This is a genomic window from Neobacillus rhizophilus, assembly GCF_018343535.1.
Lineage (GTDB): Bacteria > Bacillota > Bacilli > Bacillales > Cytobacillaceae > Neobacillus > Neobacillus rhizophilus.
Map to the genome: position 1 here is coordinate 378,403 of NZ_JAGYPF010000005.1, position 16,538 is coordinate 394,940.

The following is a 16,538-nucleotide window of genomic DNA, read 5'->3' on the forward strand; positions in this document are numbered from 1 at the left end:
AGCCTCTTTCGCTTAGCTTTCTCTTTTTACTTTCGGCAAGATTTTTGCCAATGGAACGTTTTTCTTGCGTTCCCATGTAGCTTCATTAATTGGATCGAATTGTTCAAGGAACGCGATGACTTCCTTCGTAATTGGTGTCGGAGTTGATGCACCCGCAGTAACAGCTACTGCTTTGGCGTCCTTAATCCAATCAATGTCAAGTTCTGTTATATCAGCAATCCTATATGCTGTTGTACCAGCAATTTCCTGAGAAACCTGAGCAAGGCGATTAGAATTATTGCTTTTTGGATCACCGACGACAATGGTGACATCCGCTTGTTTAGCCTGCTCGGCAACAGCTTCCTGCCGGATTTGGGTGGCATGGCATATCTCATTAAATACCTCGACATGGGGATATTTTTCTTTTACCTTTTCCATCGTATCGAAAACGTCCCATTGGCTCATGGTTGTTTGGTTAGTGACAATGAGTTTATCATAATCGAGATTCAATGCTTCGACATCAGCAGGTGTTTCCACAAGGTGGACCATGCTAGGTGCCACTCCAAGTGCCCCTTCAGGCTCTGGATGCCCTTTTTTGCCGATGTAAATCGTTTGGTATCCTTCCCTGGCCTTTTCTTCAATAAGGTCATGCGTCCTGGTTACATCCGGGCAGGTCGCGTCAATGGCGACTAGCCCTTTCTTTTTCGCAAGTTCCCTTACCTCTGGCGAGATGCCGTGGGCTGTAAAAATAACGGTCCCTTTGTCAACTTTCTCTAAGATATCAAGACGATTCTTTCCGTCAAGGGTGATGATTCCTTCTTCTTCAAAGGCATCTGTAACATGTTTATTGTGAACAATCATCCCCAAAATGTAGATGGGACGAGGCAGCGTTTTATCTAATGCCGCATTTCTTGCAATGACCATGGCATCAACAACACCATAACAATAACCACGCGGCGAAATTTTAACGATTTGCATATATGAAGTCCTCCAAAAGGATTTTAGTAGATTATATGTCCATTATATAAAACTAATAGATATATTACAAAGAGACATTTTTCCTGCCCAAAATAGTAAAGAATGCCGGAGGCCGGCATTCTTACGTTAAATATATAATTTTGGTATCGAGGTTCCTTTTGGGTGCTGTCTTTTTTCCTGCGCACTTGTCTTGTGTGTGCTTTTTCTACTGCTTTTCCTGTCGGAACTGGTTTGCTGAGTTCCTTTTCGACTCGTTTTTTTAGATGAAGTTTTGGTTGTTGGATTTGTTGATGTTAAGCGGCTGCTAGAGGATTCTTCCCCTGAATGATTTTTCTTTTCATTCGATTCTTCCTTATCTGAATCAGAGCTTTTTAAACCGCGATATAACTTCCATAAGGCTGGCAGATTTCTCACTAATGGACCATACTGCTGGATCATCGGGCCGATTGTCTGGGCAGTCTTTATAACTTGTTGTGTATTGTTAAGAATACTTGATAGTCCACCCGGGTTAGACAAGGATTGGAGCAATCCGCCTCCTCCTGCGGCTCTGCCGGCACCCTGCATCCCCATCAGGCCGCCAGGTCCACCGCCGCCCATCATTCCGCCTGGACCGCCCATGCGGTTTCCTCCACCCAAAAGCCTAGAGAGTAATCCGCCGCCCCTGCCCATTTGTTGTCCGCCCATTCCGCCAAAGGGATTTCCTTGCGGGCCCATCATTTGATTTCTTCCACCGCCAAACAGTCCTCCACCGGGTCTCATCATTTGATTTCCCCCGCCTAATAAACCGCCTGGTCTGCCCATCATTGATCCACCGCCGCCAAACGGTCCCATTCCCCCTGGCATTGGGAATCTAGGTCCTGGTTGCATACCATAAAACCTCCTCTCGTTTTTCAGCACATGAAGACACCGTTTTCCCATAAAAAAGAAATTATAAAAGGAAAAAGTGCGAATGGGGAAAACTTCTTGAACATGTGCGGAATTTCCACTTTTACCCTCTTGAATTACAATATGCATACACCTTGTTTTTGTTTAGGTATTATACTCAGAATCAAATGAAATTTATGGTTTTAAAAGCTGTAGGAAAGTAAAAGATGATAATAGCTGGAGATTTCCCTTGAACTCTACTATAATTACTTGATGGACGTGAAATTCGCAGGTCCCCCAATCATTTGACTTAAAAATAAGATATTTTTATATAAGGAGTACGTAAATGAAAGAAACTAAATTTGAACGTTTTGATTTTCAAGGCTTTATTATTGAGGCGCTTAACAAGCTGGACTTCAATCAACCGACGGAAATTCAGGAACGAATGATTCCGTTGGTATTAAAAGGGGAAAGTGCGATTGGCCAATCACAAACCGGAACGGGAAAAACATTTGCCTATGTGCTGCCAATCCTAGATAAGGTGGATGCTTCGAGACAAGAGGTTCAAGCAGTCATCACGGCACCTACCAGAGAGCTTGCCAGCCAGATTTATCAACAAATTTTAAAAATTACTGAGCATTGTCCCCCTGAGAAAACAATTACCGCCAAATTATTTACAGGCGGAACAGACAAGCAGCGGACTATCGAGAAGTTAAAAATACAGCCTCATATTGTCGTCGGAACGCCTAGCAGAATTAACGACCTTGTAAAGGAACAGGCGCTATTAGTACATACAGCCCGGATTCTTGTCGTCGATGAAGCGGATATGATGCTTGACATGGGCTTTATTGAGGATGTTGACCGTGTTGCCTCAAGGCTGCCGGAAGATCTGCAAATGTATGTTTTTTCCGCCACCATTCCGGAAAAGTTAAAGCCTTTTCTGAAAAAATACATGGAGAATCCAAAAAACATTCAGATTGAACCGACAAGGAAGGCTGCTGAAAACCTTGAGCATTATTTGCTTCCATCAAGACACCGCGATAAAAAGGGGCTTGTTCATGATGCTCTTATCGCCTGTAATCCCTATTTAGCCATTGTATTTACAAATACGAAAAAAATGGCCGATGAAGTGGCGGATTATTTATATCAAAAAGGGTTGAAGGTTGGACGAGTTCACGGGGATTTAACACCAAGAGAACGAAAAAAAATGATGAAGCAAATTCAAGATTTGGAATTTCAATATATTGTTGCGACAGATTTGGCTTCACGGGGAATTGATATTGAAGGGGTAAGCCATGTCATAAACTATGAAATTCCTTCTGACTTGGATTTTTATATTCACAGGGTTGGCAGAACCGCTAGAGCAGGAAATGCCGGGATTGCCTTAACGATTTATGATTTATCAGATGAAGATGCTTTAATTCGTCTTGAAAAGATGGGCATTCAATTTAAGAATGTTGACTTGAAAAATAACGAATTTGTTGAACTGGAAGGTCGAAACCGCCGGAAAACACGAGTAAAGCCAGAGGATGAGATGGACCATCGTGTTAAGGCTGTCATTAAAAAGCCGAAAAAGGTAAAACCAGGGTATAAAAAGAAAATGCAAACAGAAATAGAGAATATCAAGAAGCGGCAGCGCAGATTGAATAAGAAGAAATAAGAGAGGGAGAGGAAATGATGTTAAAATTAGGGTCGCACGTTTCGATGAGCGGCAAAGAAATGCTTCTTGCTGCAAGTAAGGAGGCCGTTTCTTACGGTGCCAATACCTTTATGATTTACACGGGAGCCCCGCAGAACACTAGAAGGAAAAAAATCGAGGATTTAAATATTGAGGCGGGCAGAAGACATATGGAGGAGAATGGAATTTCCGAAATAGTTGTCCACGCTCCCTATATTATCAATATTGGAAATACCTCCAATCCGGATACATTTGAATTAGGCGTCCGGTTCTTACGGTCGGAAATCGAACGGACAGAAGCTATTGGCGCCAAGCAAATAGTCCTTCACCCAGGTGCTCACGTCGGTGCCGGTGAGGAGGCTGGGATTAAAAGGATTATCGAGGGTCTTAATGAAGTGCTAACCGGAAAAGAACAGGTTCAAATCGCTTTAGAAACAATGGCTGGAAAAGGTTCGGAGTGCGGGAAATCATTCGAGGAACTTGCGACGATAATCAATGGTGTCAACTATAATGAAAAACTGTCAGTATGCTTGGACACCTGCCATACCCACGATGCCGGCTATAATATCATCGAAGATTTTGATGGTGTTTTAAATGAGTTTGATAAAATTATTGGGATAGATAAATTAAAGGTGCTTCATATCAATGACAGCAAAAATGCATCAGGAACAAGAAAAGACCGTCATGAAAACATCGGGTTTGGCCATATTGGATTTAAGGCGCTGAACTATATTGTCCATCATCCACAATTAATGGATGTACCGAAAATTCTCGAAACTCCGTTTGTCGGTGAAGACAAAAACAATAAAAAGGCGCCATATCGCCACGAAATCGCCATGCTTCGCGAGCAGAAGTTTGAAGAGGATTTACTGAATAAAATAATGCAGTCTTAAATTCCAAACAAAAAAGCTGTGCAATGCGTACAGCTTTTTTATTTAAATCTATTGATTGACTCTGCAACTAGGCCTGTTGATTGCAGCGAAGTGGCCTCGCTTTCCGCGGGGAGGTCCTGGAGCCTCCTCGGCGCTATAGCGTCTGTGGGGTCTCCAGTGTCCTCTATATCCCGCAGGAGTCGAGTGCCCTCCGCTCCAATCAACAGACTTGTTGAAAAGCCTATATATTTACATTATTATAACAAACTATAGCGGTGGATTATTAAAGAAAAATAACAAAATAAAAGGCTATCGAAAGTTCTTCGACAGCCTGCACTGTGCAGATTCTCAATGCTTTTCATTTTTTTACTAATTCTGCAAAAAGTTTATTGACCTCCCGGGCAGTTTGCGGGCCCGCGGCTTTGGCAATTTCCCTTACTAAATGGGCACGCTGCAGGTCATCAAAAATATTGATGTTTTTTCCTCTTAAGTATTCGGCTATTTTTTTTGCCTGACTGCGGGTTATGGCTATATTAAATTGGTTTGCATATTTTAGCAGTTCATCGGCAGTGATGGTATTTATTTTATGATTGATAATACTTTCAAAAATCTTCACCTTAATCACTCCTCCATGCTAATTTATGAAAAAGCGGCTGGAGTGTGACAGTGACTTATAAAGGCGGTAAAATAAGCGTATTCGCGAATTGCTCCGCTTTACAAACACAAAATAACTATTGTATACTACATAAAGTTAAATCGGAATGATTCTTAAAATTAAAGTGAGAGTGCGAAATCTATGCAATCAATTATTGATATTAAACAGCTGTCCTATCGATATGAAAAGGACGTCGTTCTTGAAAACATCAATTTATCCGTGGAAAAGGGTGCGTTTCTCGCCATTGTCGGCCCCAATGGTTCTGGAAAATCAACACTATTAAAGTTAGTTTTGGGATTGTTAAAGCTGCAAAAGGGAGAAATTTACCTATTTGGCCAAGAAATCAATAAATTTAAAAATTGGGACAAAATCGGCTACGTTTCCCAAAAGGCCAACTCCTTTAACACAGGTTTCCCGGCTACCGTATATGAGGTAGTGGCAAGCGGTTTAACAAAAAAGCTAGGCCTGTTGTCTTTTTTCAAAAAGGAGCACTCGGAAAAAGTATTAGCCTCATTGGATGCAGTAGGGATGAAAAAATTTAAAGACCGGAATATTGGCGAGCTTTCAGGCGGCCAACAGCAGCGGGTATTTATAGCTAGAGCCTTGGTGAGTGAGCCAGAGCTGTTGATTCTTGACGAACCAACCGTTGGGGTTGATGCAGAGAACATAAAGGCTTTTTATGAAATGCTTGATGTGTTAAATAAAAATAAGGCGATTACATTGGTGATGGTCACACATGACATCGGGACCGTTTCCGATAAGGTATCCCATGTAGCCTGTTTAAATAAGCATTTGCATTTTCACGGACTGACAAATGAATTTGAACAGATGAGAATGGAAGACCTTTCATCATTCTATGGACATGATGTGCAAATGCTGACTCATCATCATGAACACGGAGGCATGTAGTATGATTCAAGGGATTTTACATTATGAATTTTTACAAAACGCCTTCTTAACTGGAATGTTAATTGGCATTCTAGCTCCATTATTGGGAGTATTTATCGTGGTAAGAAGATTGTCTTTGATTGCCGATGCGCTTAGCCATGTAACTTTGGCAGGGATTGCGGCAAGTCTGTTGCTTGAGCGCTATGTTGCTGCACTTACGGGACTGAATCCATTGTATATGGGCATGGTTTTTTCGGTTGGCGGAGCTTTATTTATTGAAAAGCTAAGAGGAGTCTACAAGCACTATCAAGAGCTGGCGATTCCGATCATTCTTTCCGGAGGAATCGGGCTGGGGGTTATATTTATATCTCTTGCCAAAGGCTTTAATACAGATTTGTTCAGTTATCTATTTGGTAGTGTATCAGCCGTCAGCCGTACCGACCTTTGGGTGATCCTGGTAATCAGTATTGCAGTGGTGCTGGCTGTGGTTCTCTTGTATAAAGAGCTGTTTTTATTGTCTTTTGATGAGGAATACGCCAAGGCATCCGGTATTGCAGCAAAAAGTATCCATTTCATTTTCATTATTTTAGTGGCGCTGGTCATAGCAGCTTCTATGAGAATTGTCGGAATCCTGTTGGTTTCTTCGTTAATGACACTTCCTGTTGCAGCAAGTATCCGAATTGCCAAAGGGTTTAGGCAGGCCATTGTTTTATCGGTTATCTTCGGTGAAGCATCGGTGCTTGGCGGGCTGAGCCTTGCTTATTATGTGGACTTGGCTCCAGGTGGAACAATTGTCATGCTCTCTGTATTGATATTAATATTGGCGATATTTTATAAAAAAATCTTGGTGAATAAAGCATAAGCGAGGTGTGTAAATGATGAATGTACAAGAAGCACTTCAATATTTAAAGGAAAATGGATTTAAGCAGACCGGAAAAAGGGAAGATATGCTTCAATTGTTTGCTGAAAGCGATAAATATTTAACAGCAAAAGATGTTTTAGATCTATTGAAGGATGATTATCCGGGCTTAAGTTTTGATACTATTTACCGTAACCTTTCCCTTTTTGTTAACATGGGAATACTAGAGATGACGGAGTTGTCAGGTGAAAAACATTTTCGTTTTTCCTGCTCGCAAACCCATCATCACCATCATTTTATTTGCTTAAGCTGCGGCAAGTCGAAAGAAATTGAGACATGTCCGATGGAGGACCTCAGTGCAAATTTAAAAGGCTATGACATCTCCGGGCATAAATTCGAAATATATGGCCGATGTCCGGATTGTGTACAATAAAAAGGCTGCCCATGAGCGGAATGACCGCTCATTTAGGGCAGCTTTTTTATTTTTATTTCATTGAGCCAGCCATTTCCCGTATATTATCCTGTTTCTTGAGCCATTTCTCCACCCAAATGGCTGCTTCTGCCCAGTTATTGACACGGATGACACCTTGTGGAATGGGCTCTTGATTATAGGGAGTATCAAATAAAATGACCGGAATTCCGCATTCTTCATGAAGAGCAACGGCGTTGTCGTGTTTATCCTCAAAAAAGAGATCCACTTTCAGATTTTTAGCCGTTTCTACCTTGTCATGAGAGCCAATCAGTTCGATGTGATGGAAAGTTAATCCATGCGCTGAAAACCAATTTTCGGTCACCTCAAGCAAGTGCGGTCCTCTGGCACTAATAAAAAACAATTCATGTTCATTTTTCCATTTATTTAATACCGGCTTTACGCCTTTAGCAAGTGGAGATTCTTTATATATAATCGGCTCGTTTTCTGAAAACCAATGGGCAAATACTTTTTCATCCACATTCACAAAAGGAGTTAAATCGTATTGAGTGATGTCCTCATAGGCAATGTTCATCCCAAATGCCTTGTTTATAAAAGGCAATAACGATGTAGGGCAGGTAACTGTTCCATCAATATCAATTCCAAATCTTTTTTTCATTTTTAAATTCACCTTCAGTTGTTTCCTCTGTTCTATTTTTATTTTACCAAAGACCGTGAACTGTTTGGCATGAAATTTTTTGCGGAATATGAAATAACTAACTAGTTAAGACAAACATTGTCATAGTAAAAAGGCTTTAATGACTAACAATAATAAATGCTCCTACATTGAAAGTGAGGGATTAAAGAATGGCAGATGAACGCGACACGAAGGTGCAAGAAGCTCTTCGTGGCCCAATTATCGGTGAAGATATACCAAATTCTCCATCGGATTATCGTGAGGCCACAACTTCCGAAATCGCAACACCTGTAACAACCCAAGCTTCCAAATATGATGAAGAAACGGCAGAGGAATTTGGAGCGTCTGTCCCAATGAGGGTATCTTTAAAGAAAGATGATCTGCCAATTGGGGCATCCGTGCCAATCCGTTCTTCCTATAATGAAGAAACTGCTGCCGAAATCGCGGCCCCCGTACCTATTATAAGAGGCAGGGAAAAAGACAATATTGATGATAATGGTCGTGGACGTGCTGTTGGCGGTGCCGGACTAGGAACTGTCGCTTTGGTCCTTTCCATTTTATCCTTGTTCGTAATGCCAATCCTCTTTGGTGCAGCGGGGATTATTCTGGGATTTGTTGCTAGACGCCGCGGCTCCGAAGGGCTTGGAGCGTGGGCTATTGGGATTGGAGCGGTATCGATTATCATCGGAATCTTTATTCTTCCGTTCTTTTAACATAGGAGCAAAGAAAAGAGGCTGTCTTTCGGGACAGCCTCTTGTTACGTTTACCTATTTGTTTACCTTTTCTTCTGCTTCCTTCTTGCGGAAATATTCTTCGGCAAGCTGGTCAATTTCCTTTTTGAGTTCTTCGACCATTTGTGATTCTGGCACCTTCCGGACAATTTCGCCTTTCCTAAACAATAGTCCTTCACCACGGGCACCGGCAATTCCGATGTCTGCTTCACGAGCCTCACCAGGTCCATTTACCGCGCAGCCTAGAACTGAAACCTTGATAGGTGCTTTAATATGGGAGATATATTCCTCTACCTCATTGGCGATGCTGATCAGGTCTATTTCAATCCGTCCGCAGGTAGGGCAGGAAATTAAGGTAGCAGCGTTGGAGGAAAGATGGAATACCTTCAAAAGCTCACGTGCTACTTTAACCTCTTCAACTGGGTCTGCACTTAATGAAACTCTTACCGTATTACCAATACCTTTGCTGATGATTGCACCTAATCCGGCTGCGCTTTTAATTGTTCCGGAGAAAAGTGTTCCAGATTCGGTTATCCCAAGATGCAATGGATAATCGAAGGTGCGGGCCGCTTTTTCATATGCTTCAATAGCAAGGTTGACATCAGAAGCCTTCATTGAAACGATAATATCGTGGAAGTCTAAGTCCTCTAGAATTTTGATATGATGGAGGGCGCTTTCGACCATGCCATCAGCGGTTGGGTAGCCGTATTTATCAAGAATTCGTTTTTCCAATGACCCCGCATTTACACCAATCCGGATTGGGATTCCTTTTTCTTTAGCGGCTTTTACGACGGCTTCAACCTTTTCTTTTCTGCCGATGTTTCCAGGATTGATCCTGATTTTATCAGCGCCGCCTTCAATCGCCTTAAGTGCCAATTTATAATCGAAGTGGATATCAACAACAAGTGGAATGTTGATTCTTTTTTTGATCTCAGGAATGGCATTTGCAGCCCTTTCATCTGGGCATGCGACCCGGACAATTTGGCAACCTGCTTCCTCAAGACGTTTGATTTCGGCAACGGTAGCCTCTACATCATGGGTTTTAGTGGTTGTCATACTTTGAATGATGATTTCATCATTGCCGCCGATGGTTAAATTGCCAACCTTAATCGGCCGTGTTTTCGTACGATGTATAATTTCACTCACGTTGAATTCGCTCCTTTAGCTGGATTCGAATATAGGATTAAAAACAATTCACCTTTTATTGTATCAGCCTGCATCTAATTTTGACAAGAATAAGGATTATCTTCATTAGTTTGAGTAATCAGGAAAATGATATGTAGAACCGATTTGGATTTTTTCTGGTGACTTCCCTGGATTTAATGCCTGAAAATCTTCGATTAAGTCAGAAATAGATACAGGAAGAGATTTTCCTAATTGGTGTTCGACAATGGAAATAACAGTTTCACCTGGTTTTACCTTTTCTGTAAAAGAAGGGATGCTGGTACTAGGTTTAGCGGTTTGATTAACATTTGCCTCTACCTGAATGTTTGCTGTAGAAGGCAAAGTTCCGACAGTTAAGTCGAAGTAAATAACATATATGACTAAAATGGCAATTAAAATACCAAACAATTTCTTCATTGGACAAGCCTCCAAACAAAAGTTTCTACAAACCTATGCTTGTCCACCTTTAAATAGAACTTATAAATGAAAAAAGCATCCGTTGAATGGATGCTTTAGCTACTTTTTTTCGGTTTTGGGATTTCATTTATCGCCAAATATAAAACAATGATAACGACAAACCAATTGATCCAAAAGCTGTTTGGTACGGCTGTTTTCAGTGCGGCCATTATCGTAAAAAATAATGTCGGCAATGTTTCACTGTATGCGGCCATTCTCCATAAATGCCGATAAGTAAGCTTTCTTCCGGCGAGATTTTTTAACACAAGTCCGATTAAAGCAAGAACAGAAACTTCAATGAAACTAGCGGCACTTGAAAACAAATAGATGAATAAGGAGACAATCGGGATAATAATGCCCTTTAGTCCACTAATAGAGTTAACAAAATCAACGAGATCTTTCTTTGAAAGTTTCAGACCTTCCATCATGGAATAGGGGTATGTATCGCTTTGACCACCGGCTGTAATAACAAACTCGTCTTTTAACAGGGCGAATGAATTTCCTTGATCGGCTGCATCTTGGCTAGAAACGGCACCGGTAGGGTCCAAGATAATCGTAAAATCATCCTTTTTAATCGTTACAGGAACCTTAGTATCTGCCTCTAATTGTCCATTCTTTATCGTAAAATCAGGAGCCTCCTCTTCCAGAAGGGTTTTGGCAGAATCCAATCCGGTTGTTAAGGCTGTACTGAAATAAACAATCGACGGAAGGACCGAAATAAATGTCAATAAGAAAACAAAAAGAATTGTTTTTCCGATACCTTGGAAACGAAATAAGGCTATATCCTTCGGCGAGTAGATACTTTTAAATAATTGCTTGAAAATATTCATATTAACCACCTCATATAGATTCACCATTCTATTGTAGCTTTTGAAGCTATGATAGACAAGAACAAGGTAGTTAACACTTTAAATAGGGCCGCCATAGAGGCAGGTTAAATCAGTTTAAGCCGCAAATTTCCGCGGAACAGTTTTGGCAATCTACGGTTTGCTTGAGGTAGTTGAGATTTCTTATCGTAAATTTTTGATTGTCATAGGAGATAATGTTTTGCTCTCGTAATTCCTTGAGGGCACGCTGAATCACTTCCCTAGTGCCAAAAGTTAAATTGGCCAATTCTTGGTGAGTCAAGGGCATATCAATCAGGATCCCATCGGGTGTCATGACTCCATACGAATTGCATAGACGGATAAGGATTGAGTAGAGTCCGCCTTTTTTACCGTTCATGATTAAATCCTGGCATTTCATCTGCACCTTCAAATAGCTTGTTGATAGCCATGTGGCAAGTGCTTGCATTGCTTCGGGGTCCGTTAACACAAAATTTTCAAAGTCCTCCCGTTTGATTGCAATCAGCTCACAATCCGTCAAAGTTTTGGCATAGAACTGATAGCGGGGATTTGCTTTAAAAAGCTGGTATTCAATTATTAATTCTTGGTTATTCACGATTTTTAAAATAAAATCCTTTCCTCTAACATGCATTCGCCCTAAGGCAATACCGCCATTTAGGAGCAGGTATATAAATTCGGCCGGATCTTTCTCATGGAAAAGCACACTACCTACTGTTATCTTTTGTACCGGCGCAGTCTTTTTGAAAAAATAATGTAAGATTTCATAAATAGAAAGGCTGTTTTTCTGCATGTCCTGCCACTCCTCAAAACCATGTATATGATGATTAAAAGGAATAAAATATAACTAGTCAATAGTGCGTTTAACAAAATATGTAAATAAAAACAGTTGCTATGACATAAATCGTTGACAGCATGCCGATTGCATGATTCATGACAATTTTTCGAAAAGTCGATAGTTGTGAAACGTTAATGTAAAAAAGCTGCATAAAACTCTGAAAAATGGATATTTTATATATGGTGGTTTAAGCAAATTATTTGATACTTACCACTCAACTTTGGTAATCTTAAGTCACAAAGCTTTGGAAATATTTTAAAATTCTTTTCGCTGAATTTTAGTGTGCCAAGGCCTTTAAAAAAATAGTACATAGGGAGGAATTTTTCATGGCATTTGAATTACCAAAATTACCTTACGCGGAAGATGCCCTTGAGCCACATTTCGATAAGGAAACTATGAACATTCACCACACAAGACATCACAACACTTATGTGACTAACTTAAACAACGCTTTAGCAGGCAACGAAGAATTGCTTTCTAAGTCTGTTGAAGAAGTTATCTCAAACTTGGATGCTGTTCCTGAAGCAGCACGCACTGCTGTTCGTAACAACGGTGGCGGTCATGCGAACCACTCTTTATTCTGGCAAATTCTTTCTCCAAATGGCGGCGGTGCTCCAAGCGGAGAATTAGCTGATGCGATCAACAGCAAATTTGGCAGCCTCGAAGCTTTCAAAGAAGAATTTGCAAAAGCAGCAACTACTCGCTTTGGCTCTGGCTGGGCATGGCTATCCGTTAATAACGGCGAATTAGAAGTATCCAGCACACCAAACCAAGACTCTCCATTAATGGAAGGCAAAACTCCGATCCTTGGCCTTGATGTTTGGGAGCATGCTTACTATTTAAAATACCAAAACAAGCGTCCAGACTACATCGCTTCTTTCTGGAACGTAGTAAACTGGGACGAAGTTTCCAAGCGTTACAGCGCAGCAAAATAATTAATATCTGTAAAAAAAGGCAGCTCATTGCAGCTGTCTTTTTTTCATGCTCAAATTTGAATAAGAACCTGCCGCTTGTTAAAGACTACCTCTTAAGACAAAGGGGAGTTTTTTTATGGCAAAAAAATTTAAGTTTTTAGGGGATGTTGAATTAACAAAGGATTTAACCCTTTTACTGATTATTGGCGGCTTATATTCTTTAAGCGTTGCCTTATCCAACACATTTGTGAACATATATTTATGGAAGCAAACTGGCCAATACTCCGATCTCGCCTTGTATAACCTTTCCATCGTCGTTTTACAGCCGCTCACATTTATTTTGGCAGGCCGATGGGCAAAGAAAATTGACCGCGTGATTGTTCTCCGTATAGGAGTTACTTTTTTAGCGTTCTTCTATTTGGCCGTCTTACTAACCGGGACTAAGGCTGCCACTTATTTGCTGCTCTTAGGGGGACTGTTGGGAGTAGGGTACGGTTTTTATTGGCTAGCCTACAATGTGCTGACTTTTGAAATCACCGAACCGGAAACAAGAGATTTTTTCAATGGCTTTTTAGGAATATTATCTTCCTTAGGCGGGATGATTGGTCCTATCGCAGCAGGGGTGATTATTACTCGATTCGAAAAGTTTACCGGCTATACGATTGTTTTCGGCTTGTCATTAGGATTATTTGCCCTTGCGGTGTTGTTAAGCTTTTCTTTGAAACCAAGACCAGCGAAGGGGAGATATTGCTTCAAACGAATATTTGAAGAAAGAAAACAAAATGAAAATTGGCGTCTTGTCACGAACGCCCATTTTTTTCAGGGCCTCCGAGAAGGGACGTTTTTATTTGTCATTTCAGTCTTTGTGTATATTTCGACTGGCAGCGAAATGGCTTTGGGGACCTTTGGGCTGCTAAATTCGGGAATCTCGTTTGTTGCCTATTTTCTTGCTTCCAGGCTGATTAAAAAAAATTATCGAAAAAAGGCCATACTCATTGGCGGACTTATACTATATGCCGCAGTCATTCTGATAGCCTGGGAAGTAAACTACGCAAAGCTGTTAATTTATGCTGCTATGATTGCGATTGCGTATCCGCTTTTGCTCGTTCCGTATATGTCAACAACGTATGATGTGATTGGAACAGGCTGGAAGGCAGCGGAAATGCGAATTGAATATATTGTAGTGAGGGAAATTTTCTTAAATATTGGCCGTATTGTTTCCGTCCTTGCTTTCCTTGCAGCAGTCACTCTATTTAATGAAGAAAAAAGCATCCCATATTTATTATTGATTTTAGGAGCAGGGCATACATTGATTTATCTCTTTATCAAAAGGGTCCGGCTGCCCGCTGTATAATGCGATGAGTGAAGATTTTGCTCATCGCTTTTTTATTTTGAAAAAATGGTAAGTCTTCTCCATAGAAAAAAACTACACTTTCTTATACAATTAATTAGGTTATGACTTAGGGAGGTGCGTTTTGACCTTGAAAAAGAAAAAGAAGAAGCCGGCGGTTCCTTTTCGCTTAAACATGCTTTTCTTTGTCGTCTTTTTGCTTTTTTCCATTCTTGTATTACGGCTTGGAGAATTACAAATTGTATTCGGAGACGATTTTAAAAGGGAAATTGAACGGACGGACAATATTACGGTCTCGAATCCCGTGCCAAGAGGGAGAATGATAGATCGAAACGGTAACGTTATTGTTGATAATTCACCGCTAAATGCGATTACGTATACTAAATATCAAAATACAACACCGCAGGAAATGCTCGAAACAGCTAAAAAATTGGCAAAATTAATTACTATGGACACCTCAAAGGTCCGCGAACGTGATAAAAAGGATTTTTGGATGTTAATCCATCCGAATAAAGCAAAAGAGAAAATTACCGCTAAAGAGTGGACCGAATTAGAAAACAAAAAGCTGGATGATAAAGACATTTATAAACTACAGCTTAAGAGAATTACTGACGAAGATTTGAACAGTCTGACCCCGGATGAGGTAAAAACGCTAGCTATTTATCGGGAATTCAACAGCGGTTACGCTTTAACACCGCAAATCGTCAAAAATAAAGATGTAACTCCTGAGGAATTTGCCGCTGTCAGTGAAAACCTGGAAAATCTCCCGGGGATTGATACCACCACAGATTGGGCTAGAAATTATGTTTTTGGAGATACCCTAAAATCTATTTTAGGGGATGTATCATCTTCTGATTCGGGGCTGCCAAAGGAACAATTGGACAAGTATCTTGCCAAAGATTACAGCCGAAATGAACGGGTTGGAAAGAGCTATCTGGAATTAAAATACGAAGATGTCCTCCGTGGGGAGAAGGCTAAAGTAAAAAATACAACCAATAAGTCGGGAAAAATTTTATCTTCTGAGGTCATATCGGAAGGCAATCGTGGAAAAGATCTTGTCTTAACCATTGATATGGACCTTCAGGCACAAGTAGATAAAATTATTGAAGAAGAGATTTGGAACGCAAAAAAGAGCCCGAATACTGGACTTATGGATAGGGCCTTTGCCGTTATGATGAACCCAAAAACGGGTGAAATCCTGGCATTGTCAGGTAAACAGCTTGTAAAGAATAAGGAAACAGGCAAACTGGAAATGCGGGATTATGCCCAAGGGACGTTTACAAGCTCATACAACATGGGGTCAGCTGTTAAAGGTGCGACTATTTTAACAGGCTATCAAACTGGTGCCATAAGACCGGGATCTGTCCTTCGGGATGAACCACTAGTCATTAAAGGAACACCTGTTAAAAAATCTTGGAAAACTTTCGGCGACATTAACGATTTACGGGCGCTGCAGGTCTCCTCGAACGTGTACATGTGGAAAACGGTAATTGCTATGGCTGGCGGCCGTTATATTCCGAATGGACCGCTTGTATTGGATACGGACAAAGGTTTCAGTACAATGCGGAAATCCTTTAATCAATTTGGCCTTGGAATTCGTACAGGTATTGACCTTCCCAATGAAATGAGCGGTTTTCCAGGCTCTGACAAACGGTCAGGTCTGCTTCTTGACTTTGCCATCGGCCAGTACGATACGTATACACCTATTCAACTTGCGCAATACATTTCGACCATCGCAAACGGGGGCTACCGGATTCAGCCGCATGTTGTGAAGGAAATTCGTGAACCAGAATTGGATAACAATGAATTGGGTCCGATTGTGGCGGAAATTCAGCCGAAGGTATTAAATCGTATTGAAATGAAGGATGAATGGATTAAACGCGTCCAAGAGGGATTTCGAATGGTTATGCAGGTTGGCGACGGTACCGGTACCGGCTTTTGGAGAAGTAAGCCATATAATCCGGCAGGCAAAACCGGTACAGCGGAAGCTTTTTATGATGGCTCTGATAAATCGAAACGTGGAACCGAAGTTTGGAATTTAAGTCTTGTCAGCTTTGCGCCGTACGATAATCCTGAAGTGGCCATTGCCGTAGTGGTGCCATGGGCTTATGAAGGAAACAGCGGCCCAAGTATTAACCACCTAATTGGCACAAGGGCAATGGATGCCTATTTCAACTTAAAAAATGCCCGCCAAAGCGGAACAGCAGCTGCCGGGGAGGATAACACAGCGGCAAACAACCCACCCGCTGAACAACCGCAACATTAATAAAAGTGACACCTGTCTCCAGGATGAGGCAGGTGTTTTTTTTTGCCAGATTGCTAGATTTTGATTTACAAAAACTAAACATTCATTTACATAACCT

17 protein-coding genes are annotated in these 16,538 nt (G+C 41.0%); 9 read left to right on the forward strand and 8 right to left on the reverse strand.

Features of this window, described 5'->3' with window-relative positions:
- Positions 1-12: 12 nt before the first annotated feature.
- Both KHA99_RS24720 and vrrA read right to left on the reverse strand, forming a co-directional pair.
- Entirely contained in the window at positions 13-957 is a 945-nt protein-coding gene (locus KHA99_RS24720; RefSeq protein ID WP_213120153.1) for a 4-hydroxy-3-methylbut-2-enyl diphosphate reductase, read from the reverse strand.
- 126 nt (positions 958-1,083) lie between these two features.
- Complete coding sequence (vrrA, locus tag KHA99_RS24725; protein ID WP_249366882.1) at positions 1,084-1,824, reverse strand: VrrA/YqfQ family protein; 741 nt, start codon at positions 1,822-1,824, stop codon at positions 1,084-1,086.
- Positions 1,825-2,167: 343 nt separating this feature from the next.
- Here vrrA and KHA99_RS24730 point away from each other — a divergent pair, with 343 nt between their 5' ends.
- On the forward strand, positions 2,168-3,481 hold the full coding sequence (locus KHA99_RS24730; RefSeq protein ID WP_213120154.1) for a DEAD/DEAH box helicase: 1,314 nt from the start codon (positions 2,168-2,170) through the stop codon (positions 3,479-3,481).
- Positions 3,482-3,498: 17 nt separating this feature from the next.
- Positions 3,499-4,392 (forward strand): deoxyribonuclease IV, encoded by an 894-nt coding sequence (locus tag KHA99_RS24735; protein ID WP_213120155.1) that lies wholly within the window; start codon positions 3,499-3,501, stop codon positions 4,390-4,392.
- Positions 4,393-4,729: 337 nt separating this feature from the next.
- On the opposite strand, the gene KHA99_RS24740 is transcribed toward KHA99_RS24735, so the two are convergent.
- Positions 4,730-4,987 carry a DUF2624 domain-containing protein gene (locus KHA99_RS24740; RefSeq protein WP_213120156.1) on the reverse strand — a complete coding sequence of 86 codons (258 nt, stop codon included), beginning with the start codon at positions 4,985-4,987 and terminating at the stop codon, positions 4,730-4,732.
- 180 nt (positions 4,988-5,167) lie between these two features.
- On the opposite strand from KHA99_RS24740, the gene KHA99_RS24745 reads away from it, so the two are divergent.
- The 3 genes from KHA99_RS24745 to zur are packed head-to-tail and all read left to right on the forward strand — an operon-like array spanning position 5,168 to position 7,206.
- Positions 5,168-5,935, forward strand: coding sequence for a metal ABC transporter ATP-binding protein (locus tag KHA99_RS24745; RefSeq protein ID WP_213120157.1), 768 nt, complete (start codon positions 5,168-5,170; stop codon positions 5,933-5,935).
- Position 5,936: 1 nt separating this feature from the next.
- The gene (locus tag KHA99_RS24750) at positions 5,937-6,776 is read left to right on the forward strand and encodes a metal ABC transporter permease (RefSeq protein ID WP_213120158.1); all 840 of its coding nucleotides are present in this window, start codon (positions 5,937-5,939) and stop codon (positions 6,774-6,776) included.
- A 16-nt stretch (positions 6,777-6,792) separates the two neighbouring features.
- Entirely contained in the window at positions 6,793-7,206 is a 414-nt protein-coding gene (gene zur, locus KHA99_RS24755) for a zinc uptake transcriptional repressor Zur (RefSeq protein ID WP_213120159.1), read from the forward strand.
- Positions 7,207-7,258: 52 nt separating this feature from the next.
- On the opposite strand, the gene KHA99_RS24760 is transcribed toward zur, so the two are convergent.
- Positions 7,259-7,861 (reverse strand): 5' nucleotidase, NT5C type, encoded by a 603-nt coding sequence (locus KHA99_RS24760; protein ID WP_213120160.1) that lies wholly within the window; start codon positions 7,859-7,861, stop codon positions 7,259-7,261.
- 371 nt (positions 7,862-8,232) lie between these two features.
- On the opposite strand from KHA99_RS24760, the gene KHA99_RS24765 reads away from it, so the two are divergent.
- A complete protein-coding gene (locus KHA99_RS24765; protein WP_213120650.1) occupies positions 8,233-8,592 on the forward strand; it encodes a DUF4190 domain-containing protein in 360 nt (119 codons plus the stop codon).
- A 54-nt stretch (positions 8,593-8,646) separates the two neighbouring features.
- Here KHA99_RS24765 and ispG read toward each other — a convergent pair whose 3' ends face one another.
- The 4 genes from ispG to KHA99_RS24785 form a co-directional block, all read right to left on the reverse strand.
- Positions 8,647-9,747: a flavodoxin-dependent (E)-4-hydroxy-3-methylbut-2-enyl-diphosphate synthase gene (gene ispG / locus KHA99_RS24770; protein WP_213120651.1), complete on the reverse strand. Its 1,101-nt coding sequence runs from the start codon at positions 9,745-9,747 to the stop codon at positions 8,647-8,649.
- Positions 9,748-9,861: 114 nt separating this feature from the next.
- Positions 9,862-10,191 (reverse strand): protein YqfZ, encoded by a 330-nt coding sequence (gene yqfZ / locus KHA99_RS24775; RefSeq protein WP_213120161.1) that lies wholly within the window; start codon positions 10,189-10,191, stop codon positions 9,862-9,864.
- 95 nt (positions 10,192-10,286) lie between these two features.
- Positions 10,287-11,060, reverse strand: coding sequence for a DUF1189 domain-containing protein (locus tag KHA99_RS24780; protein ID WP_213120162.1), 774 nt, complete (start codon positions 11,058-11,060; stop codon positions 10,287-10,289).
- 109 nt (positions 11,061-11,169) lie between these two features.
- The gene (locus KHA99_RS24785; protein ID WP_213120163.1) at positions 11,170-11,865 is read right to left on the reverse strand and encodes a Crp/Fnr family transcriptional regulator; all 696 of its coding nucleotides are present in this window, start codon (positions 11,863-11,865) and stop codon (positions 11,170-11,172) included.
- A 371-nt stretch (positions 11,866-12,236) separates the two neighbouring features.
- Here KHA99_RS24785 and KHA99_RS24790 point away from each other — a divergent pair, with 371 nt between their 5' ends.
- The 3 genes from KHA99_RS24790 to KHA99_RS24800 all read left to right on the forward strand — a co-directional run bounded on the left by KHA99_RS24790 (position 12,237) and on the right by KHA99_RS24800 (position 16,441).
- Positions 12,237-12,845, forward strand: a complete 609-nt coding sequence (locus tag KHA99_RS24790) for a superoxide dismutase (protein WP_213120164.1) — start codon at positions 12,237-12,239, stop codon at positions 12,843-12,845.
- Positions 12,846-12,960: 115 nt separating this feature from the next.
- Positions 12,961-14,178: an MFS transporter gene (locus KHA99_RS24795; RefSeq protein WP_213120165.1), complete on the forward strand. Its 1,218-nt coding sequence runs from the start codon at positions 12,961-12,963 to the stop codon at positions 14,176-14,178.
- A 172-nt stretch (positions 14,179-14,350) separates the two neighbouring features.
- Positions 14,351-16,441 (forward strand): peptidoglycan D,D-transpeptidase FtsI family protein, encoded by a 2,091-nt coding sequence (locus KHA99_RS24800; RefSeq protein WP_213120652.1) that lies wholly within the window; start codon positions 14,351-14,353, stop codon positions 16,439-16,441.
- Positions 16,442-16,538: the final 97 nt, after the last annotated feature.